The organism is Nocardioidaceae bacterium (assembly GCA_018672315.1).
Lineage (GTDB): Bacteria > Actinomycetota > Actinomycetes > Propionibacteriales > Nocardioidaceae > TYQ2.
This window is the reverse complement of sequence record CP076053.1, coordinates 1,776,684-1,801,733: the sequence shown is the minus strand read 5'-3', so window position 1 is coordinate 1,801,733 and position 25,050 is coordinate 1,776,684. Positions and strand designations below refer to the sequence as shown.

The window sequence follows — 25,050 nt, the reverse complement described above, 5'->3', positions numbered from 1 at the left end:
GCCAGGTGGGCGTGCAGCGACCGGGCGCACCGGGCGTACGGCGACGACCGCCGTGGGGCGACGCCCAGGCCGAGCGCCACGTGCTCGTCGAGCCGCGCGTCGCGGCGGACGGAGCCGGCCAGCGGCAGGTCCAGCGCCTCGGCGACGTCCTCGGGATGCAGTCCCGCCGTCGCCCGGCGGGCCACGAGCAGTCGCACCGGGCCACCCGCGCCACCCGGGCCGCCCGCGCCACACGGGTCGCCTGCGGCGAGCGCGCCGACCGCCGCCGTGAGCCCGGGGACGGTGCAGGGCACCACCAGCACCTCCACGTCGAGCGCGGGCCGGAGCTCCGGGTCCGCCTCCGCGCCGGGGAGGTCGACGACGACCTGGTCCCCGCTGGCGGCTGCGGCGTCGACGACCAGACGGATCCTGGCGCCCGGCGGCTGCTCCCGCGGCCCGCGCCCGTGCCCCACGACCCGCAGACCCTCGACGGCGGGCAGCCGTGCGCGCAGCAGTCCGGGATCGACCTGCCCGTCGAGGGCGCGGACCCGGTGCCACCCGGCCGGCTGGTTCTCCGCCGCGCCGCTCCACGGCCGGCCCAGCAGGGTCTCGACCCCGCCGGCGCGCGCGTCGGCGTCCACCAGCACCGTCGGGGGACCGGGATCGAGCGCCAGCGCCGCAGCCAGGCAGGACGCCCCGGCACCACCGGTGACGGGTCGGACGCCGACCACGGTGCCCCGCCCGGGCGTCCCGCGCCCGAGCAGCCACCGCGTCGCGGCGTCGCGCGCCCGTCTGACGACTTCGAGCAGCCGCAGCTCCTCGGTGCTGCCGAGCACGGCGGCCGCCCCCACCGCCAGGGCTGCGCGCAGGACGGCCGGGTCGTCGGGCTGCTCGGTCAGGGCGACCACCGCGTGCGCACCCCAGGGCGCGACCGAGCGGGCGTCCTCGGGGGCCCGCGTGCTCAGCATCCGCAGGGCCTCGGGGGCGAGCAGCACCAGCGCGGGACCCGGACCCGCGTCGGGCGCGAGCCAGGGATCCGGCTCGCGGCCGCTCAGCACGAGCTCGCTGCCGGAGCAGTCCGCCGCCTCCACCGCCCGGGTGCTCATGGCTGCGTACCTCGGACCGTCGTGCGGGCCGCGGACGAGTCGCACCTCGACGCCGGTGGTGGGTGCGGCCGGGGTGCGGACGCCGGGCGCGGGCAGAGACGGCGGAGTGATCACCAGCGCAGGCTCTCCCCGCGACGCCACGTCGCCGAGCCCGAGAGCGGACACCGGTGGACAACCGCTCCCGAGCGCGGTCCGGCACGACAACCGGCCCGGCCCGTGCTGCCTGACCGGATCCCGTGGCGTGGCCGGGTGCGATCTGTCACTGTGCCCGCGCCGCAGGACCCCGCGGCCTACATTGGAGAGGTGGACGCTCCCGGGCAACGACCGACCGGTGCGGGGACCGCTGCCTTCTTCGACCTCGACAAGACCATCGTGGCGCGGTCCAGCGCCCTGGCGTTCTCACGGCAGTTCCAGGCCGGGGGGCTGATCAACCGCCGGGCGGTGCTGCGGTCGGCGTACGCCCAGCTGGTCTTCTCCCTCGGCGGCACCGACCACGCCCAGATGGAGCGCATGCGTGCGTTCCTGACCGCGTTGGTGCGCGGCTGGGACGTCGCGACGGTCACCGAGATCGTCGCCGACACCCTCGACACCGTGGTCGATCCTATGGTCTACAACGAGGCCGTCTCCTTGATCGCGGGCCACCACGCCCAGGGGCGCGACGTCGTCATCGTCTCGACCTCCGGCATCGAGATCGTGGGACCGATCGGCGAGCGGCTCGGCGTCGACGACGTCGTCGCGACGCGCCTGGAGGTGAAGGACGGGCGCTACACCGGTGAGATCGAGCGCTACGTATACGCCGAGGAGAAGGCGGTCGCCATCCGTGAGCTCGCCGAGAGCCGCGGCTACGACCTGGCGCGCTGCTTCGCCTACTCCGACTCCGTCACCGACGTCCCCATGCTCTCGGCGGTCGGGCACGCGTACGCGGTGAACCCCGACAAGGACCTCCGCGCCCACGCGGCCGAGGTGGGCTGGCCGGTGCTCGTCTTCTCCGACCCCGTCGGGCTGCAGCCGACCAGGCACCGCGCCCAGGCCGGGTCCGCTCTCGCGGCGGTCGCCGTGACCGGTGCCGTCGCCGCCGGTGGTCTGGCCTGGGCCCACCACCGTCGCCAGCACGCCTGACCTGCGCCGACTCCTCCAGCGGAGCGCCCCGGCCCGTGACCCGGGTCACATCGTGAGACGGATCGGGTCACGACTCGGACGGCTCTTCCCCCGCCCCCGGGCCTCGCCGCACCATGGAGGCACAACCACAGACCGCACGGCGAAGCGGTACCCACGCGGCGATCTCCCTTCTTAGAGGGCGCGAGTCCCCGGGTCCCGGGGCAGCAGAGATGAGTGCACGCCTGGTAGCCGCTCCTCACCGTGCAAGCAACGGCACCCGGTCCCGAGTCGGGTGCCGTTGTTCTGTGCCCCTCAGCCGCTGAGCGGGCTCGCCTCGGCCCCGGCGGCGAAGGCCTCACCGGCGTACAGCAGCCAGGAGTGGACCCCGGCGCTGCCGCCGTCCCGGTAGCCGCGCAGGTTCGACTCGTACGCCGCCCGCAGGGCGAGGTGACCGGCCTCGGGCACCGTGACGGAGACGGGGTCGACGCCGCGCGCGGCCAGCACCAGACGCTCCAGGCCGCGGGCGACGAGACCGTCACGCGAGCCGAACGGCTGGAGGGTCGCCACCTCGGCGTGCGCCATCGCGGCTTCCAGCAGCGCGGGGGCGGCCGTGCCCTGCTGCAGTCGTCGGGCGAGCGCGGTCAGTCGGGCGGCCGCCTCGGGCGACCGGGGTCGTCCGGCGCTGTCCGGCTGGGGCGCCACGAGTACGTGCATCCGCGCCAGCGCCTGGGCGGGCGCCGTCCGGAACGTGCCGAGCAGACCGAGCAGCTCGACGTGGAGGCGTACGGCGGCACGGGCCAGGTCGTCACCCCCCTCCGCGCGCACCTCCTCGAGCGTCGCGGTCGATCCCTCGAGGGTGGCGCTGGCGTACGCCCCGCGCAGCAGGGCCTCGGCGGTCGTGCTGCGGTCGACGCGTCGCATCCCGCGATCGCGCAGCAGGGCGTCGATGCCGTCACGCGCGGCCGCGAGGCCGGACCCGACGCCCTCCCAGCTCGCCAGGCCCACCAGCGGGTCGCTCGCCGGCGGATCGGTGGCCGCGGGAGGCGACCCGTCGCTGTCAGACACCCGCGGAAGGCTAGCGGTTAGGCTGCGCGAGCCATGTCGACCCCGCCCCCGCCTCCCTCCTCCCGGCCCTCGTCCCGGCCCTCGTCGCGGCAGGCCCCGGCCGCCGCACCGCGTCCCACCGGACCGCCGCTGCGCCTGCCCGCGGCCCCGGACCCGCGGGGTGCCCGCGCGTTCGCCGGCGTCGCGGAGGCCTTCGAGCGCGGCCGCCCCGGGTACGCCGAGGCAGCCCTGCGGTGGGTCGCCCCCGGCGAGCGGCTGCAGGTGCTCGACGTGGGCGCAGGCACCGGCAAGCTCAGCCGCGGCCTCCTGTCGCTGGGCCACGCCGTCACCGCGGTGGAGCCGGTGCCCGAGATGCTCGAACAGCTCCGCGAGGCGGTTCCCCGGGCGCATCCCGTACGCGCTCGCGCCGAGAGCATCCCGGTGGTCTCGCGCTCGGTCGACGTCGTGCTGGCCGCCGACAGCTTCCAGTGGTTCGAGGCCGGCGCGTTCCTCGCCGAGGCGACACGGGTGCTGCGCCCCGGCGGCGTGCTCGCCCTGCTGTGGAACCAGCCGGACGTCCGGGTGCCGTGGGTACGGCGCCTGGCGCGGCTGCTCGGTGACGACCACCTGCTCACCGAGCCGGTCGAGGAGCGGCTGCCGCTCGCGGCGGTCGACGACACCGGACAGTTCGAGTCCGTCGAGCAGGGCGCCTTCCGGCTGTGGCAGCGGCTCCGCAAGGCCGAGCTGCGAGACCTCGTCGCGAGCCGTCCCGACGTCGTCGCCCGGGGGCCCGTCGCGGTCGACCGGCTCCTGGTCGAGGTCGACGAGCTCTTCGCCGACGCGGCCGCGGGGTCCGAGCTCTCCATGCCGCTGGTGACCCACGCCTTCCGCGCCGCGGTGCTGCCCTGGGCGTACGTCGGGGCTCCCCGGCTGGGCCGCGGCTCCCGGGCAGCGGCTCCGAGCGCCCCGACGGGCGTCCCCCCGACCAGCGCCGAGGACGCCCCGGAGGCCCCCGACCCCCAGGACGACGGGGCCCCGGCTGTCGGGACCGCGGACCCGGCCGACGACACCGACGGCCCCGAGCCCGTCGGGTCGTGACACGCGCCACAGGGCTTGGGAGACTGCCCGGGTGCGACGACTCGGCATCTCCCGGCGCCCGCTCGGCAGCGACGCCGACCGGGCGACCTTCCGAGCCCTGCACCTCGCCTCGCTGGCGGGCCCGCCGCTGCGCGAGGGGCTCGACGCCGAGTCGGCCTCGCTCAGCCTGACCCACCTGCACCGGCTCCTCGGGTCACCGGTGACGGCCCTGACCGGCACCGAGGAGCTGCTCGCCTGGGAGGGCCGCTACGGCCACCACCGGGCGGACGCCCCCGAGATCGCCCGTCGCGCCCTCGCGTCCGGTCGCACCGAGGTGGTCGAGCGCGGACGACTCGCCTGCGACCGTCCCGGCTGCGAGGTGCGGCACGCGGTCGCCGCTCCGCTGGTGGTCGAGGGGCGCGGCGTCGGCACCCTCCAGGTGTACGCACCCCGCGCCTCGGGCGCGTTGCTGCGAGCCACGGAGGAGGTCGCGGCGTGGGTCTCGGGCCAGCTCGAGCTGGCCGAGCTCGACGAGTCGCGCACGCGACTGGTCGAGGCCGAGCTGCGGGCGCTGCGAGCCCAGATCAGCCCGCACTTCGTCTACAACTCGCTGTCGGCGATCGCCTCCTTCGTCCGCACCGACCCCGACCGCGCCCGTGAGCTGCTGCTGGAGTTCGCCGACTTCACCCGCTACTCCTTCCGCCGGCACGGCGAGTTCACGACGCTCGCCGAGGAGCTGCGCTCCGTCGAGCGCTACCTCGTGCTGGAGCAGGCCCGCTTCGGCGAGAGGCTGCGGGTGCAGCTGCAGGTGGCGCCGGAGGTCCTGGGCGTGACGATCCCGTTCCTGTGCCTGCAGCCGCTGGTGGAGAACGCCGTACGCCACGGGCTCGAGGGGCAGCCCGACGGCGGCCGGGTGACCTTGACCGCCCGCGACGACGGCGCCGAGGCGGTCGTGAGCGTCGAGGACGACGGTGCGGGCGAGGACCCCGACCGGATCCGCCGCATCCTGGCCGGCGAGGACGCGGGCGACTCCGTCGGCCTGGGCAACGTCGACGCACGCTTGCGCAGCGTGTTCGGCGAGGAGCACGGTCTGGTCGTCGAGACCGCCCGGGGCGCCGGCACGAAGGTGACGGTGCGGTTCCCGAAGTTCGCGGTGGGGGTGAGCGCGTGAGCGACCACGGCCGTGGGGCGGGGCTGCGGGTGCTCGTCGTCGACGACGAGGCACCGGGCCGCGACGAGGTCGCCTGGCTGCTGGACCGTCACGAGGACGTCGCCGAGGTCCGGACGACCGGCTCGGCCACCGAGGCGTTGCGCCTGATCGGGGAGACCGAGCCGGACGCGGTGTTCCTCGACGTGCAGATGCCGGGTCTGACGGGGCTGGAGCTGGCCGGGGTGCTCGGCCGGTTCGCGGCGCCGCCGCCGGTCGTGTTCGTCACGGCGCACGAGTCGCACGCCGTCGAGGCCTTCGACCTGCACGCGGTCGACTACGTGCTCAAGCCCGTCCGCCCGGAGCGGCTGGCCGAGGCCGTACGCCGGGTCCTGGGGGCCGCCGCGACGGCGGAGCCCGTGCCCGCACCGGCGGCCCCGCCGGCGGTCCCGTCCGTCGAGACGGACCCGGACCGCCGCGAGGACTCCGAGCAGATCCCCGTCGAGCTCGGCGGGGTCACCCGGTTCGTCAGCCGCGCCCACATCACGCACGTCGAGGCCGCGGGCGACTACGCGCGCCTCCACACCGCGGAGGGCAGCCACCTGCTGCGCGTCCCGCTCTCGACGCTGGAGGAGCAGTGGTCCGATGCCGGGTTCCTGCGGGTCCACCGGTCGGTGCTGGTGGCGCTGCACCACGTGCACGAGGTGCGGATGGACGCCGGTCACTGCACCGTGGTCGTGGGCCGGGGCCCCGCTCGCCACGAGGTCGGTGTGAGCCGCCGCCACACGCGTACGCTCCGCGACCGACTCGTGAGACGGAGCGGACCGTGAGCGACCGCGTCCCGTCCCGTACGCCGCCCCGGGTGCGGGTGACCGCCCCGCGCCGGGGCGCCCCGTCGGGCGGCGGCGCCCGGTCGCGGCTCGAGGACTCGGTACCGCTCGAGGAGATCTACGTGCGCTCGTTGCTGCGCGCGCAGCTGCGGCTGGCGCTGCGGTGCCTCGGCACGGTCGCGCTGCTCGCGGTCGTCGTGCCGCTGCTGTTCTTCGTGCGCCCCGAGCTGGCGGAGGTCTCGGTGCTGGGGCTGCCGCTGGCGTGGGTGCTCCTGGGGGTCGTGTCCTACCCCGTGCTGCTGGGCGTGGGCTGGTGGTACCTGCGTGGCGCCGAGCGCAACGAGCAGGACTTCGCCGACCTGGTCCGCCGAGGGCCCCGGTGAGTGCACCGATGAGTGCCTCGGTGGAGGTCCCGCTGAGCGTCCCGGCGGTCGCCGACGGACTCGTCGGTGGCCCGGCGCCGCCGCTGGTCGCCGTGCTCCTCGTCGTGGGCGTCACGCTCGCCGTGGGCATCTACGGCCTGCGCTTCTCCCGCACCACCAGCGACTTCATGGTCGCCTCGCGCTCGGTGGGCCCGCGGTTGAACGCGGCGGCGATCAGCGGGGAGTACATCTCCGCCGCGTCCTTCCTCGGCATCGCCGGGCTGCTGCTCGTGCACGGCGCGCAGATGCTGTGGTACCCGATCGGCTGGACGGCGGGCTACCTCGTCATGCTCGCTCTCGTGGCCGCGCCGCTGCGTCGGTCCGGGGCGTACACGCTGCCCGACTTCACCGAGGCGCGCTTCGACTCGCGGCGGCTGCGCACGGTCACCGCGGTGCTGGTGCTGGGCATCGGGTGGCTCTACCTGCTGCCGCAGTTCCAGGGAGCCGGCATCACCCTGGCGCTCGCGCTCGGCACCCCGACCTGGGTGGGGCCGGTGGCCGTGTCGGTGGTGGTGCTCGCGAACGTGATGGCCGGAGGCATGCGGTCCATCACCTTCGTCCAGGCGATGCAGTACTGGCTCAAGCTCACCGCCCTGCTCCTGCCCGCCGCGGTGATGCTCGCCGTGTGGGTCGGGCAGGGTCGGCCGCAGCCGACGCTCTCCGGCGGACTCGCCGGCACCCGTGTCGAGCAGCCCGCCGGCGTCGGCGGCGCCGCGGGCGCCGGCGTCACGGACTGGTCGCTGCCGCTGGTGGGCGACGGGGCGCTCGGTCTGTACGCCACCTGGTCGCTGGTGCTCGCGACCTTCCTGGGCACCATGGGGCTGCCCCACGTCGTGGTGCGCTTCTACACCAACCCCGACGGCACGGCGGCGCGCCGCACGACCCTGACGGTGCTGGGGCTGCTCGGCGCGTTCTACCTGCTCCCCCCGATCTACGGGGCGCTGGGGCGCGCGTACGCCGACGGCCGGGTCGAGAGCGTGCGCTCGGACGTGTTCGTGCTCGAGCTCCCCGCCCTCGTGCTCGGCGGCGGGGACGGGGCGCCCGACGGCCTCGGGCAGGTCGTGGCCGTGCTGCTGACCGCGCTGCTCACCGCCGGCGCCTTCGCGGCGTTCCTCGCGACCTCCTCCGGGCTGGTCGTGGCGGTCTCCGGCGTGCTCAGCCAGGAGGTCACGAACCGCGCCGTACGCGGGCGGCGTCTGGTCGGGCTCGGCCCGTTCCGTGCCGGCGCCGTCGTCGCCGCCGCGGTGCCCCTCGTGCTCGCCCTGGCCCTGCCGCACGTCGGGATCGCCCGCACCGTCGGACTCGCCTTCGCCGTCGCCGCCTCCACCTTCGCGCCGCTGCTGGTGCTCGGCATCTGGTGGCGCGGCCTCACCGCTGCCGGCGCGTACGCGGGGGTCCTCGCCGGCGGCCTCGGCTCCGGCGCCGCCGTGCTGTCGACGCTGGGCGGCGCGGCCCCGGGACCGCTGGCCACGGTGCTGCTGGGTCAGCCGGCCGCCTGGTCGGTGCCGTTGGCGGTGCTGGTGATGGTGGTGGTCAGCCGGTTCACCGCGCCGGTCGAGGGCGTCGACCGCATCCTGGCCCGGCTGCACCTGCCGGAGGACCTGCTCACCGGCGAGCGGCCCCGCGCCGAGCGTCCACCCCTGTGACCGGCACGGTGACCGGCACGGTGACCGGCACGGTGACCGGCACGGTGACCGGCACGGTGACCGGCACGGATCTCAGGCCGAGCGGGCCAGCCGCACCGCCGCGAGCAGCGCCGCCACGCCGCCGCCGAGCACCATCAGCAGGCCGAACCCGGGGAGCCAGCCGGAGAACCCGACCAGCGTCGTGAGCCGCACGAGCTGCCAGGTCGTCAGCGCCAGGGCGACGGCACCCATGACGGCGGCCTGCCCGGCCGCCACCCGCAGCCACGGGATGAACATGCCGGCGAAACCGAGCATCGAGACGTAGAAGGTCCACAGGCCGGCGCCGGCGTAGCCCGGCACGTTGCCGACCGCCGTGTGGATCCACGGGAGGAACGACCCGAGCGCCACGAGCACGGTCGCGAGCATGAGACCGCGACGTCCTCGGCGGGCGAGGTCCGGGTCCGACGCCACGATGACGCGGGGGGCGCGGGCGGTGCGCGGCGTACGGCGGGAGCGGCTGGTGGGCGTGGTTGCGGTGGCCATGCGGTGACTGTAAGCGGCATCACAGGCCTCCGGACGGGTCGCAGACGACCGTTCGTCGCAGCCGGCGACCGGTCCCGCGCGACGGACGGTGCGCTCCGCACGACGAGCGGTCGCGATCGCACGACCGACGGTCGAGAGCTCCCGCCCACACGAACATCTCACCCGCTCGTCGCAGATTCCCGACCACCTGCCGCCCCGTGTGACCGCAGTCACGAACGGCCGTTGACCGGCTCTCGGCGCCGGCGCTTCAGTCGGGGCGACGGCACCGCCGGGTGCCTCAGCGACCCGACCAGGAGGACGGCATGGACGACGCACCGGACGACAACTGGCGCCAGGAGTACTGGCGCAGGAACCTCAGACTGATGGCGGTGCTGCTCACCGTGTGGGCCCTGGTGAGCTTCGGCGCCGGCATCCTGTTCGTGGACCCGCTCAACAACATCGTCATCGCGGGCTTCCCGCTGGGCTTCTGGTTCGCCCAGCAGGGCTCGATCATCACGTTCATCGCGATCATCGCGATCTACGTGCTCCGCATGGACAAGCTCGACGCCGAGTTCGGCGTCGAGGAGCTCGAGCAGACCCCGGGCACGGCGCAGGGGGGTGCGCACTGATGGGTGACGTGCAGCTGTGGACCGGCATCTTCGTGGTCCTGACCTTCGGCCTCTACATCTACATCGCGTACGCCAGCCGGGTCTCCGACACGGCCGGCTTCTACGTCGCCAGCGGGGGCATCCCCGCCTCGGCCAACGGCGCGGCGATCGCCGCCGACTGGATGAGCGCCGCGTCGTTCATCTCGCTGGCCGGCATCGTGGCCTTCACCTACAACGGGTACGCCGGCTCGGTCTTCCTCATGGGGTGGACCGGCGGCTACGTGCTCCTCGCGCTGCTGCTGGCGCCGTACCTGCGCAAGTTCGGCAAGTACACGCTGCCGGAGTTCGTGGGCGACCGGTACTCCGAGACCACGCGCCTGGTCGCGGTGGTCGCGGCGATCGTCGTCTCCTTCGTGTACGTCGCGGGGCAGATGGGTGGCGCAGGCGTCGTGTTCTCCCGCTTCCTCGGCGTCGGCACCGCCACGGGTGTCGTCATCGGCATGGTCGTGGTCTTCTTCTACGCCGTGCTCGGCGGCATGAAGGGCATCACCTGGACCCAGGTCGCGCAGTACTCCGTGCTGATCGTCGCCTACCTCATCCCCGCCTTCGCCGTCTCCCAGCAGGTCACGGGCATCGCCGTGCCGCAGATCGGCTTCGGCCAGATCCTCGACGAGCTCAACGGCCTGCAGCAGGACCTGGGGATCGCCTCCTACACCGAGGCCTTCACCCAGACGAACATGGCCAACATGCTGCTCATCACCGGCGCCCTGATGTTCGGCACCGCGGGTCTGCCCCACGTGATCGTGCGGTTCTACACGGCCAAGAACGTACGCGCCGCGCGCTACTCGGCCCTGTGGGCGATCGGCTTCATCGGCATCCTCTACCTGACCGCCCCGTCGGTGGCCTCGTTCACGAAGCTGCAGATCCTCCAGGACCTGCGCAACACCACCGTGGGCGCGGCGCCGGACTGGTTCTCCAACTGGGCGGAGATCGGCCTGATCACCACGGCGGCCGGTGACCCGATCTCCACCGCCCCGGAGACCGCGATCCGCTTCAACGACATCCTCGTCAACCCCGACATCATCGTGCTCGCCAGCCCGGAGATCGGTGGCCTGCCGGCCCCCATCGTCGGTCTCGTCGCCGCCGGTGCCCTGGCCGCCGCCCTGTCGACGGCCTCGGGCCTGCTGCTGGTCATCAGCTCCGCGATCGCCAACGACGTCTACTACAAGAAGATCAACCCGCAGGCCACCGAGGCCCGCCAGCTGCTGGTGGGACGCATCGCGATGGCCGGGGCGATCGTGGTGGCCGGCTACCTCGGCATCAACCCTCCCGGGTTCGTGGCGCAGGTCGTCGCACTGGCGTTCGGACTGGCGGCCGCCAGCTTCTTCCCGACGCTCGTGCTCGGCATCTTCTACAAGAAGACGACCGCCAAGGGGGCCGCGGCGGGCATGATCGCGGGCCTCGGCGTGACGATGGCCTACATGATCTGGACCATCGACATCTACGGGAACTCCGAGGGTCTCTTCGGGATCCCGGAGACCGGCTTCGGCACGGTCGGCATGCTGATCAACTTCGCGGTCACGCTGGTGGTCAGCCAGTTCACCGAGAAGCCGTCCCAGCAGATGCAGGACCTGGTCGAGGAGATCCGCTACCCCGGGTCGCCCCGCACCCCCACCCCCTCGGCCTGAGACGCCACCACCGAGGAACCGGACCCGGCCGGCGGCGAGGACGACCCTCGCCGCCGGCCGGCCTCGTCCCGTGCCACCGACTCCATCCCCGCAGTCCGTCCGCGCCACTTGTCACCGGCCACCCCCAGGGGTAGGCATGGGACGAGGCTGTGACCCAGCGCACCGACCGCCCCACGAGAGGACCACCGTGAGCGACTCCAGTTCGACCCTGTCCAACCTCAGCCGCGAGGAGCGTCGCTTCCCCCCGCCGGCCGACCTCGCCGAGCACGCCAACGTCACCGCGGAGGCGTACGACGAGGCCGCGGCGGACCGCCTCGGCTTCTGGGAGGCGGCGGCCGAACGGCTGGACTGGGGGCAGCGCTGGGACCAGGTGCTCGACTGGAGCGACCCGCCCTTCGCGAAGTGGTTCACCGGCGCCACCATCAACGCCGCCGTGAACTGCGTCGACCGCCACGTCGAGGCCGGACGCGGCGACAAGGTCGCCATCCACTGGGTCGGTGAGCCGGAGGACGACACGCGCGACCTGACGTACGCCGACCTCAAGGACGAGGTGTGTCGGGCGGCCAACGCCCTGACCGACCTCGGGGTGGCGAAGGGCGACCGGGTCGCGATCTACATGCCGATGATCCCCGAGACCGTGATCGCGATGCTCGCCTGCGCCCGCCTGGGCGCACCCCACACCGTGGTCTTCGGCGGCTTCTCCGCCGATGCCCTGGCCAGCCGCGTCAAGGACGCCGGCGCGAAGGTCGTCGTCACCGCCGACGGCGGCTACCGCCGCGGCGCTCCCTCGGCGCTGAAGCCGGCGGTCGACGAGGCGTGCGGCAAGGCCGACGGCGTGGTGGAGCACGTGCTCGTCGTCCGGCGCACCGGCCAGGACCTCGGCGACGACAGCTGGGTCGAGGGGCGCGACGTGTGGTGGCACGACGTCGTCGACGGCGCCTCGAGCGAGCACGAGGCCGAGCTGCACGACTCCGAGCACCCGCTCTACGTCATGTACACCTCGGGCACCACGGGCAAGCCGAAGGGCATCCTGCACACCACCGGCGGCTACCTCGTGGGGACGTCCTGGACCCACCACGCGGTCTTCGACCTCAAGCCCGAGACGGACGTCTTCTGGTGCACCGCGGACGTCGGCTGGGTGACCGGTCACTCCTACCTGGTCTACGGCCCGCTCGCCAACGGCTGCACGCAGGTGATGTACGAGGGCACCCCCGACAGCCCCCACAAGGGCCGCTGGTGGGAGATCGTGCAGCAGTACGGCGTCACCATCTTCTACACCGCCCCCACCGCGATCCGCGCCTGCATGAAGTGGGGCGACCAGATTCCCGCCGAGTACGACCTCAGCTCCCTGCGGGTGCTGGGCAGCGTGGGTGAGCCGATCAACCCCGAGGCGTACGTCTGGTACCGCGAGAACATCGGCGGCGGCGCGGCGCCCATCGTGGACACCTGGTGGCAGACCGAGACCGGTCAGATCATGATCAGCCCCCTGCCGGGTGTGACCGAGGCGAAGCCCGGCTCGGCGATGCGGGCGCTGCCGGGGGTGGCGGCCGACGTGGTCGACGACCAGGGGCAGTCGGTGCCGGACGGCTCCGGCGGTCTGCTGGTCCTCAAGGAGCCGTGGCCGGCGATGCTGCGCACCATCTGGGGTGACGACGAGCGCTACAAGGACACCTACTGGTCGCGCTTCGCCGACGAGGGCTTCTACTTCGCGGGCGACGGGGCGAAGAAGGACGAGGACGGCGACGTCTGGGTGCTCGGCCGCGTCGACGACGTCATGAACGTCTCGGGCCACCGTCTCTCGACGACGGAGATCGAGTCGGCACTGGTCTCGCACCCGAAGGTCGCCGAGGCCGCGGTGGTCGGCGCGAGCGACGAGGACACGGGCCAGGCGGTCTGCGCGTTCGTCATCCTGCGCGAGGACGCCGGCGACGGCGGGGACGACATCGTCGACGCGCTCCGCAAGCACGTCCGCAGCGAGATCGGACCGATCGCGACGCCGCGGCAGGTGATGGTCGTGCCGGAGCTGCCGAAGACGCGGTCGGGCAAGATCATGCGCCGCCTGCTCCGCGACGTCGCCGAGAACCGCGAGGTGGGCGACGTGACCACCCTGGCCGACTCCTCGGTGATGGACCTCATCTCCCGGGGCCTCGACAGCTCGGAGAGCTCGAACGCATGAGCCGGGTCGGCACCGTCCGCGCCACGGGGGCGCTCGACGCCCTCGCTAGGCTCGGTCGGTGCCGTCCGCCGGTCGGCTGAGTCGCGAGCGCCAGGAGTCGTCATGTCCGAGGACCAGCACGAGACCGCGGACGGGGCTGAGACCGAGCTGGACGAGCGGGAGCCGCACACGCTGCGGGACCGCGACGACGGCAGCACGCGTCTCTTCAGTCCCGGCACGTTCCTGGAGTCCAGCCGCATCGCCGAGGTGCTGCGTACGGAGGCCGTCGGCGGGGCCCTGCTCATCGTCGCCGCGCTGGTGGCGATCGTGTGGGCGAACACACCGTGGGGCGACGTCTACACCTCGCTGAGCGAGCTGAAGGTCGGGCCGCACTTCGAGGTCGGCCCCGTCCCGGTGCACCTGGACCTGACGCTGTCCACGTGGGCCGCCGACGGCCTGCTGGCGATCTTCTTCTTCGTCGTCGGTCTCGAGCTCAAGCGCGAGTTCGTCGCGGGCGACCTGCGCAACCCGCGCCGGGCCGCGCTGCCGGTGGCAGCGGCCGTCGGCGGCATGGCGCTGCCGGCGCTGATCTACGTGGCGGTGCAGCTGTCGATGAGCGACGGCGCCCTGACGGGGTGGGCCATCCCCACGGCCACCGACATCGCCTTCGCCGTGGCGATCCTCGCCGTGATCTCCAGCCACCTGCCCTCGGGGCTGCGGACGTTCCTGCTCACCCTCGCCGTCGTCGACGACCTGCTGGCCATCACGATCATCGCCGTCTTCTACACCTCGGAGCTGAAGCTGGTCTACCTGCTCGCGGCCCTGGTGCCGCTCGCGATCTTCGCCCTGCTGGTGCAGAAGCGGGTCTCGGCGTTCTGGCTGCTCGCCCCGCTGGCGCTGATCACCTGGTTCCTGGTGCACGAGTCCGGCGTGCACGCCACCGTCGCAGGCGTCCTCCTCGGCTTCACGGTGCCGGTGCTTCGACGCGACGCCGCGGACGGTCCGGGTCTCGCCGAGCACCTCGAGCACCTGGTGCGGCCGTTCTCCTCCGCCATCGCGGTGCCCGTCTTCGCCTTCTTCGCCGCCGGCGTCGCGATCGGCGGCTTCTCCGGGCTGGTCTCCTCCCTCACCGACCCGGTCGCGCTCGGCATCGTGCTCGGCCTGGTGGTGGGCAAGACGGTCGGCATCTTCGGCTCCACCTGGCTGCTGGCGCACTTCACCGCGGCGGACCTCGACGACGACCTCGCCTGGATCGACGTCGTCGGTCTGGCGATGCTGGCGGGCATCGGGTTCACGGTCTCGCTGCTCATCGGCGAGCTCGCCTTCGGCGGCAGCTCCGAGCGCGACGAGCACGTCAAGGTCGGCGTGCTGCTCGGATCGCTCATCTCGGTCACGCTCGCCACGATCGTGCTGCGCAGCCGCAACCGCACGTACAAGAAGATCCACGAACGGGAGACCGCCGACCTCGACGAGGACGACATCCCCGACGTCTACCAGAAGAGCTCCCCGGACCGCGCCACGTGAGGCCGGCGACGCGGGCGGGCAACCCGTGACGCGCAGGGGGCGTCAGCACCGCCTGAGTGGTTAGGCTCCCCCCATGGCAAAGAGTGAGTCGAGGACCCCTCCCAGCGAGCAGCCCGCGGTCCTGGAGTCCGGCACCCCGGTCGCGGACGAGCCGACCGTCGGTCGACTCGTCGCGGACGTCAGCCGTGACGTCTCCTCGCTGGTCCGGCAGGAGATCGAGCTGGCGAAGTCCGAGCTCAAGGTCTCGGTGCGCCACGGCGGCCTGGGGGCCGGCCTGTTCGCGGGGGCTGCGTTCCTCGCGCTGCTCGGCATCATCATGCTCTCGGTCGCCTTCGCCTACTTCCTGCACTTCACCGGGTTGGACCTCGCCTGGTGCTTCCTGATCGTCTTCGGTGTCTACATGCTCCTGGCCGGCGGCCTGGTCTTCGGCGGCGTCAGGCAGATCAAGCGGGTCGGGCCGCCCAAGCGCGCCATCAGGCAGGGCCAGGAGATCCCCAACGCCTTCAAGCGCGGCTGAGACTCGTGACCAGTCGGTGACCAAGCGGTGACCGCGTCCGTCGTCGAGGCGCCGGGGCCCTGGGAGCACCGCTACGTCTCGGCCAACGGGGCACGCTTCCACGTCGTGGTCTGCGAGCCGGCCGCCTCACCCGTCCGCGGCACGGTGCTGCTGCTGCACGGGTTCCCGCAGCTGTGGTGGACGTGGCGGGCGCAGCTGGTCGGTCTGGCCGACGCCGGATGGCGCGCCGTCGCGATGGACCTGCGCGGTTACGGCGGGTCCGACAAGACCCCTGAGGGCTACGACCCCGGCACCCTCGCTGCCGACGTCGCGGGTGTCATCGGCTCCCTGGGGCTGGGCCGCGCGGTCGTGGTGGGCCACGGGTGGGGCGCGTACGTCGCCTGGACCGCCGCCGTCGCGCACCCCGACCGTGTCGCCGCGGTCGGCTCGGTCGCGGCCACGCACCCGCAGTCGATGCTGCGCAGCCTCTGGCGCCACCGCCCGCTCGCGTTGCGGCACGTCGTGCGCATGCAGCTGCCGTGGCTCCCCGAGCGCAGGATCCGCACCGAGGGCTACCTCCGGCGCCACCTCGGCGCCTGGTCGTCCCCCACCAACGACTTCCCCGACGCGCAGACGGTCAGCGCGTACGCCTCGTCGCTGGCGCTCTGGCCGGCGCCGCACTGCGCGCTGGAGTACCACCGCTGGCTCGGCCGGTCCCGCTTCCGGGCCGACGGCCGGGCGTACCGGCGGTTGATGAGCACGCCCGTCTCCCAGCCCGCCCTCGTGCTGCTCGGAGCCGACGACCCGGCTCTCGGGCCGCTGACCTCCGACCGCACCCCGCGCTTCGTCGACGGCCCGGTGCGCCGTGTCGCCCTGGAGCAGGCCGGTCACTTCCTGCCCGAGGAGCGGCCCGACGCGGTCACCGCCCAGCTGGTGGACTGGCTCGGCCAGCTGGAGCTTCCCTGAGGCGTCGGACCCGGGTCAGGCGCAGTCGCCGGTGTCGACCGTCCGGGACCGGTTGATGCCCCGTGCGGCCGCCCGGCTGACCTGGTCTGCCGTGAGCACGTAGCCGGTCTGCTCGTCGGTGACCGACGCGGCGAACACCACCCCGACCACCTCGCCCTGCCGGTCGATCATGGGGCCGCCCGAGTTGCCCGGCCGCACCAGACCACGCACGGCGTACACGTCACGGGTCACCGTGCCCTCGCCGTAGATGTCGGAGCTGCGCAGCTGCTGGTTGGAGCGGATCCGGGCGGGCTGCACGTCGTACGGTCCGTCCTCGGGGTAGCCGAGGACGGCGCCGGCCTGCCCGTCACGGGCTGACCGGTCGAAGGACAGGAACGGCCGGTCCAGGCCGTCGACGGCCAGCACGGCCACGTCGACCTGGGGGTCGTAGAAGACGACCCGCGCGGGCACCTGCTCGCCGTCGACGATGAGGAAGGGCTCCTCGACCCCGGCCACGACGTGGGCGTTGGTCATCAGCCGCGTGGGGTTGTAGAGGAAGCCGGACCCCTCGACGCCGCGGCCGCAGGAGTTGTTGGCGCGGATCTTCAGCACGCTCGCCTCGGCCGAGGCCACCTGCGGGTCGCCGGCGATGCGTGCCGGCGGGCGACGCACGTCGACGATGCGCTCGTTGGCGAAGGGCTCGAGGTAGCTGGGGAAGAACGAGCTGGACGCGACCGTGTCGTTGAAGCGTCGCAGCGCCTGGTCCACCGGCGTAGGCACGACCTCGTCGACGGCCGAGAGCACCGAGGAGGTGCGGACCTCCTCCGACACCGCGGGGATCTTCGCCCCTGCGACCGCCACGCCCAGCGCCCACGCGACCACGAGCACCGCCACCGAGGACAGGGCGGCACCGCCGACGGCGTCGAGCACCCGCGCCGGCTGCCAGGTGAGGGTGCGCCGGATGCGGGCGCCGACGCCCTGGAAGATCACCTGCCCGATCGTCGCGGCGAGCAGCACGATGAGCAGCGCACCCAGCGACACGGTCAGGGACGGGTCGAAGCCCTCCAGCGCGATCGGCGCGACGGCGACGCCGGCGGCACCGCCGACGAGCAGACCGACCGTGGCGAAGGCACCGGTGACGAAGCCCTGCCAGTAGCCGCTCAGCGCGTACGCCAGCACGAGGACGACCAGCACCCAGTCGAGGAGGTTCACGCGGTCAGTCCCCCTGGAACGAGGTGTTGGGCTGCGGCACGTCGATGTCGGCGGAGTCGCCGCGGGGTCCGCGGCGCTCCCGGCCGGCGAGCATGTGCGCGGGCAGCTTCTCCTCCCGGTCGGTGTCCCAGGGAAGGGTCCAGCCGACGTGGTCGAAGAGCCGCGAGATCACTCCGGCGGTGAAGCCCCACAGCAGCACGTCCTTGTTCTCACCGACCCAGAAGCCGGGCGAGCGCCAGGTCGAGGGACCCACGACGGTGAACCGGTGCTCGGGGTCCAGCAGCTCGTCGATGGGCTCGACCAGCACCTCGTGCACCTCGGCGGGGTCGACCACGGACACCGGGGAGGGCTCGGCCCACCACCCCACGTGGACGGTCACCGAGAAGTTCGACGGCGGCAGCCACAGGTCGGGCAGTCGACCGAAGACCTCGACCCCGGCGGGGTCCAGACCCGTCTCCTCCTGCGCCTCCCGCAACGCCGCGGCCTCCGAGCTGGCGTCGCCGGGGTCGACGGCCCCGCCGGGGAACGAGACCTGTCCGGGGTGCGACCTCATGTCGTGGGAGCGCTCGGTGAGCAAGAGCTCGCGGCGGCCACCCGCGCCCTCACCGAACAGCATGAGGGTCGCACCGGCGCGGGTGTCGGCGTCCTCCGGCGGCGCGAAACGGGTGAGCTGGTCGACGCTGATCGTGCGGGCGCCCTCCCTCACCGGCTCCAGCCAGCGCGGGATCACGGGGTGATCCCGAGCTCGGAGCCGACCAGGCCCTCGAGCTCCTCGTAGCTCGCGATCTCGGTGAACTCCGAGTAGGCCACCGAGCCGTCGGAGTCGACCATCATCAGCAGCGGGAGCCCGGTGAGCCAGGGGTAGGACTCCTTGAGACGGGTGCCGGGATCCGCCACGGAGGGGAAGGTGACGCCCTTCTCCTGCAGCAACCGCAGCGCGGCCTCGGGCTGGGTGTCGAGGTAGTTGATGCCGAGCACGTCGACGGTGCCCGAGTCGGCGAGCTGCTGGAAGATCGGCAGCTCCTCGCGGCACGGACCGCACCACTGCGCCCAGACCGTGATCACCGTCGGACCCCGCAGCGTGGCGAGGTTGACCGCCTGACCGCCGCCGAGACACGGCAGCGTGAGGTCGGGCAGGGCGTCGGGACGGTCGCTCGGTGCGCCGGCCCCCTCGGGGCACGGGTCCAGGCCCACCTGGTCGCGGACGCGCTCCAGGTGGGGCGTGGCGACGTCGACGGTCGCCCCGACCCCCGAGGCGTCCTGGTCCTCCATCAGCCCGCACCCGGCCGTGGCGACGAGGGCTCCCGCCAGCGCGGCGCCACCGAGGGCGCGCGTACGGCGTCTCATGCGCGCCCCTGGTCGCGGACGAGCTTCTCGGCGGCCGCGGTCTCGGTCGGGCCCTCCCCGTACGCGGGGCACCAGTGGGCCACCGGGCAGGCGCCGCACGCCGGGCGTCGCGCGTGGCAGCGGCGACGGCCGTGCCAGATCAGCCGGTGGGACAGCATCGTCCAGTCCTTGCGCGGGAACAGCGCGGCGACGTCGGCCTCGACCTTCACCGGGTCGTCCTCCTCGGTCCACCCCAGCCGCCGGGCCAGCCGCCCGAAGTGGGTGTCGACGGTGATGCCGGGGACGTCGAAGGCGTTGCCGAGCACGACGTTGGCGGTCTTGCGACCCACGCCGGGCAGCTTCACGAGCTGCTCCAGGCGAGCGGGCACGTGGCCGTCGTGGTCGGCGACGAGCGCGTGGGAGAGCTTCAGCAGGCTCTCGGTCTTGGCCCGGAAGAAGCCGGTCGGCCTGATCAGGTCCTCCAGGTGCGCCCGGTCGGCCCCCGCCATCGCGGCGGGGTCGGGGTAGGCGGCGAAGAGGGCGGGGCGTACGCCGTTGACGCGCCGGTCGGTGCTCTGCGCCGAGAGCACCGTGACCACCAGCAGCTGGAAGGCGTCGTCGAAGTCGAGCTCGCAGCCGGCGTCGGGGTAGGTCTCCGCGAGGACCCGATGGACCTTGCGGGCCCGGCGGACCAGAGCGGTCTCGGGCCGGGGCCTCGTCGCGGTGCCTGCGGGGCTCGGGGGTGCCACGGCCTCAGGTTACGGGGCGGGACCACGGGCGGACCCAGATGGCGACAGGCGTGCAGGCGCGTTCCGTGGGCAAGAAGCCCAGGACAGGGCACACTGGCCCCGACGTGCGTGATGAGCGCCGCAGACCCTGCGGCGCCGACTGACCGAGATCGGTTCGACCCAGGAGGACACAGTGGACAACGACCTGCTCCGCCAGGCCCCGCTGTTCAGCTCGCTCAACGACGAGGCTGCCAGCGCGCTGCGGGCCTCGATGACCGAGACCCGGCTGCGGCGCGGGGAGGTGCTCTTCCACGAGGGCGACTCCGGCGACAAGCTGTACCTCGTCGCGTCCGGCAAGGTGAAGCTGGGACGCACCTCCTCGGACGGCCGCGAGAACCTGCTCGCGATCCTCGGTCCCGCGCAGATGTTCGGTGAGCTGACGCTCTTCGACCCCGGCCCGCGCTCCGCGACGGTCACCGCCGTCACCGACGCCACCTTCCTGTCGCTGTCGCACGAGGACCTGCTGCGCTGGCTCGACGGACGTCCCGGTGTCGCCCGCGCGCTGCTGACCCAGCTCGCCTCGCGGCTGCGCAAGGCCAACGACGTGGTCGCCGACCTGGTCTTCTCCGACGTGCCGGGCCGTGTCTCCAAGGCGCTGCTCGACCTCGCCGACCGCTTCGGCCGCACCGCCGACGACGGGGTCCACGTGCACCACGACCTCACCCAGGAGGAGCTCGCCCAGCTGGTCGGCGCCTCCCGCGAGACGGTCAACAAGGCGCTCGCCGACTTCGCCTCCCGCGGCTGGTTGCGCCTCGAGCCGCGCTCGGTGGTCCTGATGGACCTCGAGCGGCTGCGCCGCCGCGCCCGCTGACCGGGCCCCGCACGGCCGGCCTACCGCGAGAAGTCAGTCGAGAAGGAAGGCGAGCTGCGCTCGTACGCTGAGCTCGGCGGCGCCCCACAGGGTCCGGTCGACGTCGGTGTAGACGACCTCGACCACACGCCGCGCGAGCTCGTCGTCGCGACGCAGGGCCTCCACGTCGTCGCCCGGGTCGTCGCTGCCGCGGAGCGTACGGAGCGCCTCCCGCACCTGATCGAGCCGGTCGCGGCGGTGCCGCTGGTAGTGCTCGATGACGCCCAGGGCGTCGTCCAGCACCGGCCCGTGCCCGGGCCACACCCCGTCGATGCCGTGCTCGGCGGCGAGGTCGTGCAGCCGGTCCAGGGAGTCGAGGTAGGCGCCCAGCTGACCGTCGGGGTGCGCCACCACCGTGGTGCCCCGGCCGAGCACGGTGTCACCGGTGAGCACCGAGGACTCCGCGGGCAGGTGGAAGCTCAGCGAGTCCGCGGTGTGGCCGGGGGTCGCGACGACGTGCACCTCCAGGCCGTCGATGTCGACGACGTCCCCGTGGTGCAGCCCCTCACCGCCCAGCCGGTACGCCGGGTCGAGCGCCCTCACCCCGCAGCCCATCCGCTCGGCGAACTCGCGCGCGGCCTCGGAGTGGTCCAGGTGGTGGTGGGTCAGCAGCACCACGCCCACCCGGCCGGAGCCGTCGGGCCCGGCCGCGGCCTCGGCGACGGCGTCGAGGTGGGACCGGTCGGGGGGACCGGGGTCGACCACGATGCTGCGGGTGGCACCGGGCTCACGCAGCACCCAGGTGTTGGTGCCGTCGAGGGTCATCATGTTCGCGTTCGGGGCGAGCACGCAGCGGCCCCGCTCCCCGAACGTGCCGCCCTGCCAGGCCGCGTCCCCGCTCACGACCGACCCCGCGCCGTGCGGCGTTCGGCGACCTGCGCGGCCAGCTCCACGAGCCGGCTCGGCACCTCCAGGTGCGCCTCGTCCCCCTCGAAGCGCGCGGCCGGCTCGACCTGGTGCCACTCCCGTCGGGACGCGAGCTCCGCCGCCGCGGCGGCGGTGGGGGCGTCGTACAGCTCGGTGAGCGTGTAGTACTGCGGCGGCATCATCAGCAGCTCGCGGTCGTCCGCCGCCTGCATCGCGTCCGCGACGGTGCTCCACCGCACCTCCACGGACTCGGTGGAGACGTCACGGGTGACCTGCCCGGCCGGGAGGGTCGCGAGGAAGAACCAGGTGCGGTAGCGGCGTGGCTCGAAGACCGGGGTCACCCAGCACGACCACGGCGCGAGCAGGTCCGTACGCAGCACCAGGTCGCGACGTGCGAGGAGCTCGCTCATCGACAGCTCGTGCGCCTCCAGGGCCGCACGGTCGGCCTCCCACTCCTCGCCGGTGGTGTCGGCGACGACGTCGTCCTCGCGCGCCCCGGCCAGCAGCACCCCGGACTCCTCGAAGGTCTCGCGCACCGCAGCCAGCACCAGCGCCCGGGCGAGGTCCTCGTCGGTGCCGAGCCGGGCGGACCACTGGGCGAGGTCGGGCCCGGCCCAGCGGCGTACGACCTCGTCGTGCTCGGCCTCGGTCAGTGCGTCGCTCGCGGCGAAGTCGCGGGTGTCGACACCACCGCCGGGGAACACGGCCATCCCGCCGGCGAAGGCCATGTCGATGGTGCGCCTCAGGAAGTACACGTCGAGACCACCCGGCTCCGCGTCGCGACCGTCCCGGACCAGCACCACGGTCGCCGCGTTGCGCGGCTCGGCCGGGGTCGCGCGACCGTCCGCGACGTCGCGGGCCTGCCGCGCCAGGTGTGCGGGCAGAGGCATCCGTGCGTCCACGGGCGCTCAGGCCTCGACGACGAGCTCGACCTCGACGGGGGCGTCCAGCGGGAGCTGGGCGGCGCCGACGGCCGAGCGGACGTGCGTGCCGGCGTCCCCGAAGACCTCGCCGAGGAGGTCCGAGGCGCCGTTGGCGACCTGTGCCAGGGCCGTGAAGCCCGGCGCCGCGGCGACGTAGACGCAGACCCTGACGACGCGACGGACGTGGTCGACGGACCCGATCTCGGCGGCCACCGCCGCCAACGCGTTCAGCGTCGCCGTGCGCGCGGCGTCGTACGCCTCCTGCGCGGAGACCTCGCCACCCACCGCGCCGGTGGCGACGAGCTCGCCGTCCACCGACGGCAGCTGCCCCGCGGTGAGCACCCAGGAGCCGCTGCGGACCGCCGGGACGTACGCGGCCAGCGGTGCAGCGACCGCAGGCAGCTCGAGCCCGAGCTCGGCGAGACGCTCGCCGGGGGTGGCGCCCGACTGCCCCGTGGTCACGAGCGGGGGCGCTTGAAGTAGGCGACCAGGTTCTCCGCGTTCGGGCCCGGCACGACCTGCACCAGCTCCCACCCGTCGGCCCCGAAGTTGTCCAGGATCGCCTTGGTGTTGTGGATCAGCAGCGGTGCGGTCAGGTACTCCCACGTCGTCATGGCGCGACCCTACGACAGGCCGCACGGCTCGCTAGTGTCGTGCCGTGGCCCGAGACGACCGCGGTGACTTCCCCCGCGCCCAGCTGCACATCGTCACCGGCAAGGGCGGCACCGGCAAGACGACCGTCGCCGGCGCCCTGGCTCTCGCGCTGGCCGCGAAGGGCCGCAGGACGTTGCTGTGCGAGGTCGAGGGGCGTCAGGGCATCGCCCAGCTCTTCGACCGGGCCCCGCTCCCGTACGCCGAGACGCGCCTGGCGTCCGGGCCCGACGGCGGGGCGCCGGTGTACGCCATCGCCATCGACGCGGAGTCCGCGCTGATCGAGTACCTGCAGATGTACTACCGCCTCGGGCGCACCGCGAGCCGCTTCGACCGCTTCGGGGTCATCGAGTTCGCCACCACCATCGCCCCCGGCGTACGCGACGTGCTGCTGACCGGCAAGGTCTACGAGGCGGCGAAGAAGGACCGGCGCGGCAAGGACGCCCGCACCTACGACGCGATCGTGCTCGACGCCCCACCCACCGGACGCATCGCGCAGTTCCTCAACGTGAACTCCGAGCTCGCCGGCCTCGCGCGGATGGGACCGATCAAGGGCCAGGCCGACCTGGTGATGACGCTGCTGCGCTCGCCGCGCACCGTGGTGCACCTGGTGACCGTGCTGGAGGAGATGCCCGTGCAGGAGACCATCGACGGGATCGCCGAGCTGCGTGCGAACGACCTGCCCGTCGGCGGCGTCGTCGTCAACCTCACCCGCGACCGCTCGCTGGGTCCCGAGGCGCTCGACGCGGCCGCGTCGGGCACCCTGCCGCGCGAGCGCATCGCGGCGTCCCTCACGCAGGCGGGCGCCGGCCCGGAACCCGTGGCCGCCGACGGTCCGCTGGTCGACGCGCTGGTCACCGAGGCCCGCGACCACGCCACCCGGCGGCGGCTCGAGGACACCCAGCGCACGGCGCTGGCGGGGGCGCGGGTGCCGACGTACGAGCTGCCCCGTCTGCCCGAGGGCATCGACCAGGGCGCGCTGCTCGAGCTCTCGGCGATGCTGACCGCCCAGGGCATCGCATGAGCGCGCCGGTCCTGGACGTCGACGCCCTGATCGACGACCCGGGCACCCGCATCATCGTGTGCTGCGGGGCCGGCGGTGTCGGCAAGACGACCACCTCGGCCGCGCTGGCGCTGCGGGCTGCCGAGCGGGGTCGCCGGGTCGTGGTGCTCACCATCGACCCGGCGCGGCGTCTCGCGCAGTCGATGGGCATCGAGCAGCTCGACAACACCCCGCGACCGGTGCCGGGGCTGCAGCCCGACGGACCGGCCGCGGGCTCGCTCGACGCGATGATGCTGGACATGAAGCGCACCTTCGACGACGTCGTGGAGAAGCAGGCCTCACCCGAGCGTGCCGCAGCGATCCTGGCGAACCCCTTCTACATCGCGCTGTCGAGCTCCTTCGCGGGCACGCAGGAGTACATGGCGATGGAGAAGCTCGGGCAGCTGCGGGCGGAGGCGGCCACCACCGGCTACGACCTGATCGTCGTGGACACCCCGCCGTCCCGCTCCGCGCTGGACTTCCTCGATGCGCCCGAACGACTCTCGCTGTTCCTCGACGGTCGGTTCATCCGCCTGCTCCTGGCGCCGGCCAAGGGGCCGGCCCGCCTGATGACGGCCGGCTTCGGGCTCGTCACCTCGGCGATGAGCAAGATCCTCGGCGCGCAGGTGCTCACCGACCTCCAGGCGTTCGTCGCCGCCTTCGACACGCTCTTCGGCGGCTTCCGGCAGCGCGCGCAGGCGACGTACGAGCTGCTGCAGGACCCCGAGACGGCCTTCGTCGTCGTCGCGGCGCCCGAGCCCGACGCCCTGCGGGAGGCGGCCTACTTCGTCGAGCGGCTGTCGGACGAGCAGATGCCGCTCGCCGGTCTCGTCGTCAACCGCGCCGCCACCGCACCCGAGGGCGACCTGACGCCCGAGGCGGCGGTCGCCGCCGCGCAGCGCCTCGACGGGGTCGACGACACCACCGCGGCGCTGCTGCGCCTCCACGCCGACCACAGTCGCATCGTCGACCGGGAGCGGCGGTTGCGGCAGCGCTTCGCGGTCGCCCACCCGGGCGTACGCACCGTCGTGATGCCGGCGCTCGCCTCGGACGTGCACGACCTCGACGGGCTGCGCACCGTCGGCGCCGCACTCGCGGCCGCCGCGGACTGACCCGCCCCCACAC

The 25,050-nt window shown here is 73.6% G+C and carries 25 protein-coding genes; 15 read left to right on the top strand and 10 right to left on the bottom strand.

The features are described from left to right. The first annotated feature begins 155 nt into the window (after positions 1-155). Positions 156-2,204, top strand: coding sequence for an HAD-IB family hydrolase (locus KLP28_08555; protein QWC86889.1), 2,049 nt, complete (start codon positions 156-158; stop codon positions 2,202-2,204). 291 nt (positions 2,205-2,495) lie between these two features. Here KLP28_08555 and KLP28_08550 read toward each other — a convergent pair whose 3' ends face one another. Beyond that, positions 2,496-3,191 carry an oxidoreductase gene (locus KLP28_08550; protein QWC86888.1) on the bottom strand — a complete coding sequence of 232 codons (696 nt, stop codon included), beginning with the start codon at positions 3,189-3,191 and terminating at the stop codon, positions 2,496-2,498. 90 nt (positions 3,192-3,281) lie between these two features. Between KLP28_08550 and KLP28_08545 the strand changes: the two genes are divergently transcribed. From KLP28_08545 to KLP28_08525, 5 genes are read left to right on the top strand one after another with little or no spacing between them, the layout of a single operon-like run. After that, positions 3,282-4,325, top strand: coding sequence for a class I SAM-dependent methyltransferase (locus KLP28_08545; GenBank protein QWC86695.1), 1,044 nt, complete (start codon positions 3,282-3,284; stop codon positions 4,323-4,325). 31 nt (positions 4,326-4,356) lie between these two features. Then, a complete protein-coding gene (locus KLP28_08540; protein QWC86694.1) occupies positions 4,357-5,475 on the top strand; it encodes a histidine kinase in 1,119 nt (372 codons plus the stop codon). Continuing rightward, on the top strand, positions 5,472-6,281 hold the full coding sequence (locus KLP28_08535) for a LytTR family DNA-binding domain-containing protein (protein QWC86693.1): 810 nt from the start codon (positions 5,472-5,474) through the stop codon (positions 6,279-6,281). Before KLP28_08540 ends, KLP28_08535 begins: the two co-directional genes overlap by 4 nt. Then, positions 6,278-6,664 carry a hypothetical protein gene (locus tag KLP28_08530; protein QWC86692.1) on the top strand — a complete coding sequence of 129 codons (387 nt, stop codon included), beginning with the start codon at positions 6,278-6,280 and terminating at the stop codon, positions 6,662-6,664. Before KLP28_08535 ends, KLP28_08530 begins: the two co-directional genes overlap by 4 nt. 8 nt (positions 6,665-6,672) lie before the next feature. Continuing rightward, a complete protein-coding gene (locus KLP28_08525; GenBank protein QWC86691.1) occupies positions 6,673-8,349 on the top strand; it encodes a cation acetate symporter in 1,677 nt (558 codons plus the stop codon). Between the two features lie 72 nt (positions 8,350-8,421). Here KLP28_08525 and KLP28_08520 read toward each other — a convergent pair whose 3' ends face one another. Continuing rightward, entirely contained in the window at positions 8,422-8,871 is a 450-nt protein-coding gene (locus tag KLP28_08520) for a hypothetical protein (GenBank protein QWC86690.1), read from the bottom strand. Positions 8,872-9,173: 302 nt separating this feature from the next. Between KLP28_08520 and KLP28_08515 the strand changes: the two genes are divergently transcribed. The 6 genes from KLP28_08515 (at position 9,174) to KLP28_08490 (ending at position 16,287) form a co-directional block, all read left to right on the top strand. Next, positions 9,174-9,479 carry a DUF4212 domain-containing protein gene (locus KLP28_08515; GenBank protein ID QWC86689.1) on the top strand — a complete coding sequence of 102 codons (306 nt, stop codon included), beginning with the start codon at positions 9,174-9,176 and terminating at the stop codon, positions 9,477-9,479. Beyond that, a complete protein-coding gene (locus KLP28_08510; GenBank protein QWC86688.1) occupies positions 9,479-11,146 on the top strand; it encodes a cation acetate symporter in 1,668 nt (555 codons plus the stop codon). Before KLP28_08515 ends, KLP28_08510 begins: the two co-directional genes overlap by 1 nt. A 136-nt stretch (positions 11,147-11,282) precedes the next feature. Next, positions 11,283-13,322, top strand: coding sequence for an acetate--CoA ligase (gene acs, locus KLP28_08505; protein ID QWC86687.1), 2,040 nt, complete (start codon positions 11,283-11,285; stop codon positions 13,320-13,322). A gap of 102 nt (positions 13,323-13,424) precedes the next feature. Then, positions 13,425-14,825, top strand: coding sequence for a Na+/H+ antiporter NhaA (nhaA, locus tag KLP28_08500; GenBank protein ID QWC86686.1), 1,401 nt, complete (start codon positions 13,425-13,427; stop codon positions 14,823-14,825). A gap of 73 nt (positions 14,826-14,898) precedes the next feature. Continuing rightward, positions 14,899-15,342 carry a phage holin family protein gene (locus KLP28_08495; protein ID QWC86685.1) on the top strand — a complete coding sequence of 148 codons (444 nt, stop codon included), beginning with the start codon at positions 14,899-14,901 and terminating at the stop codon, positions 15,340-15,342. Between the two features lie 27 nt (positions 15,343-15,369). Next, positions 15,370-16,287: an alpha/beta hydrolase gene (locus KLP28_08490; GenBank protein QWC86684.1), complete on the top strand. Its 918-nt coding sequence runs from the start codon at positions 15,370-15,372 to the stop codon at positions 16,285-16,287. Positions 16,288-16,302: 15 nt separating this feature from the next. Here the strand turns inward: KLP28_08490 and KLP28_08485 are convergent, their stop codons facing one another. Genes KLP28_08485 through nth form a run of 4 tightly spaced genes read right to left on the bottom strand, consistent with a single transcriptional unit; the run spans position 16,303 to position 19,499 of the window. Continuing rightward, positions 16,303-17,478 carry a MarP family serine protease gene (locus KLP28_08485; GenBank protein QWC86683.1) on the bottom strand — a complete coding sequence of 392 codons (1,176 nt, stop codon included), beginning with the start codon at positions 17,476-17,478 and terminating at the stop codon, positions 16,303-16,305. A gap of 4 nt (positions 17,479-17,482) precedes the next feature. Further along, positions 17,483-18,208: a CoA pyrophosphatase gene (locus tag KLP28_08480; GenBank protein QWC86682.1), complete on the bottom strand. Its 726-nt coding sequence runs from the start codon at positions 18,206-18,208 to the stop codon at positions 17,483-17,485. Beyond that, positions 18,205-18,825 carry a TlpA family protein disulfide reductase gene (locus KLP28_08475; protein QWC86681.1) on the bottom strand — a complete coding sequence of 207 codons (621 nt, stop codon included), beginning with the start codon at positions 18,823-18,825 and terminating at the stop codon, positions 18,205-18,207. The genes KLP28_08480 and KLP28_08475 overlap by 4 nt, the downstream gene beginning before the upstream one ends. Beyond that, a complete protein-coding gene (nth, locus tag KLP28_08470) occupies positions 18,822-19,499 on the bottom strand; it encodes an endonuclease III (GenBank protein ID QWC86887.1) in 678 nt (225 codons plus the stop codon). Before nth ends, KLP28_08475 begins: the two co-directional genes overlap by 4 nt. 226 nt (positions 19,500-19,725) lie before the next feature. On the opposite strand from nth, the gene KLP28_08465 reads away from it, so the two are divergent. Further along, on the top strand, positions 19,726-20,403 hold the full coding sequence (locus KLP28_08465; protein ID QWC86680.1) for a Crp/Fnr family transcriptional regulator: 678 nt from the start codon (positions 19,726-19,728) through the stop codon (positions 20,401-20,403). 33 nt (positions 20,404-20,436) lie between these two features. Here the strand turns inward: KLP28_08465 and KLP28_08460 are convergent, their stop codons facing one another. The 4 genes from KLP28_08460 to KLP28_08445 form a co-directional block, all read right to left on the bottom strand. Beyond that, a complete protein-coding gene (locus tag KLP28_08460; GenBank protein QWC86886.1) occupies positions 20,437-21,210 on the bottom strand; it encodes an MBL fold metallo-hydrolase in 774 nt (257 codons plus the stop codon). A gap of 71 nt (positions 21,211-21,281) precedes the next feature. Then, the gene (locus tag KLP28_08455) at positions 21,282-22,199 is read right to left on the bottom strand and encodes an NUDIX hydrolase (GenBank protein QWC86679.1); all 918 of its coding nucleotides are present in this window, start codon (positions 22,197-22,199) and stop codon (positions 21,282-21,284) included. An 18-nt stretch (positions 22,200-22,217) separates the two neighbouring features. Then, entirely contained in the window at positions 22,218-22,694 is a 477-nt protein-coding gene (locus KLP28_08450; GenBank protein QWC86678.1) for a RidA family protein, read from the bottom strand. After that, a complete protein-coding gene (locus KLP28_08445; protein QWC86677.1) occupies positions 22,691-22,846 on the bottom strand; it encodes a DUF4177 domain-containing protein in 156 nt (51 codons plus the stop codon). Before KLP28_08445 ends, KLP28_08450 begins: the two co-directional genes overlap by 4 nt. Positions 22,847-22,935: 89 nt before the next feature. Between KLP28_08445 and KLP28_08440 the strand changes: the two genes are divergently transcribed. Together KLP28_08440 and KLP28_08435 are read left to right on the top strand one after the other, a co-directional pair. Beyond that, positions 22,936-23,907 (top strand): ATPase, encoded by a 972-nt coding sequence (locus tag KLP28_08440; GenBank protein QWC86885.1) that lies wholly within the window; start codon positions 22,936-22,938, stop codon positions 23,905-23,907. Continuing rightward, positions 23,904-25,037, top strand: coding sequence for an AAA family ATPase (locus KLP28_08435; protein ID QWC86676.1), 1,134 nt, complete (start codon positions 23,904-23,906; stop codon positions 25,035-25,037). The genes KLP28_08440 and KLP28_08435 overlap by 4 nt, the downstream gene beginning before the upstream one ends. Positions 25,038-25,050 lie beyond the last annotated feature (13 nt).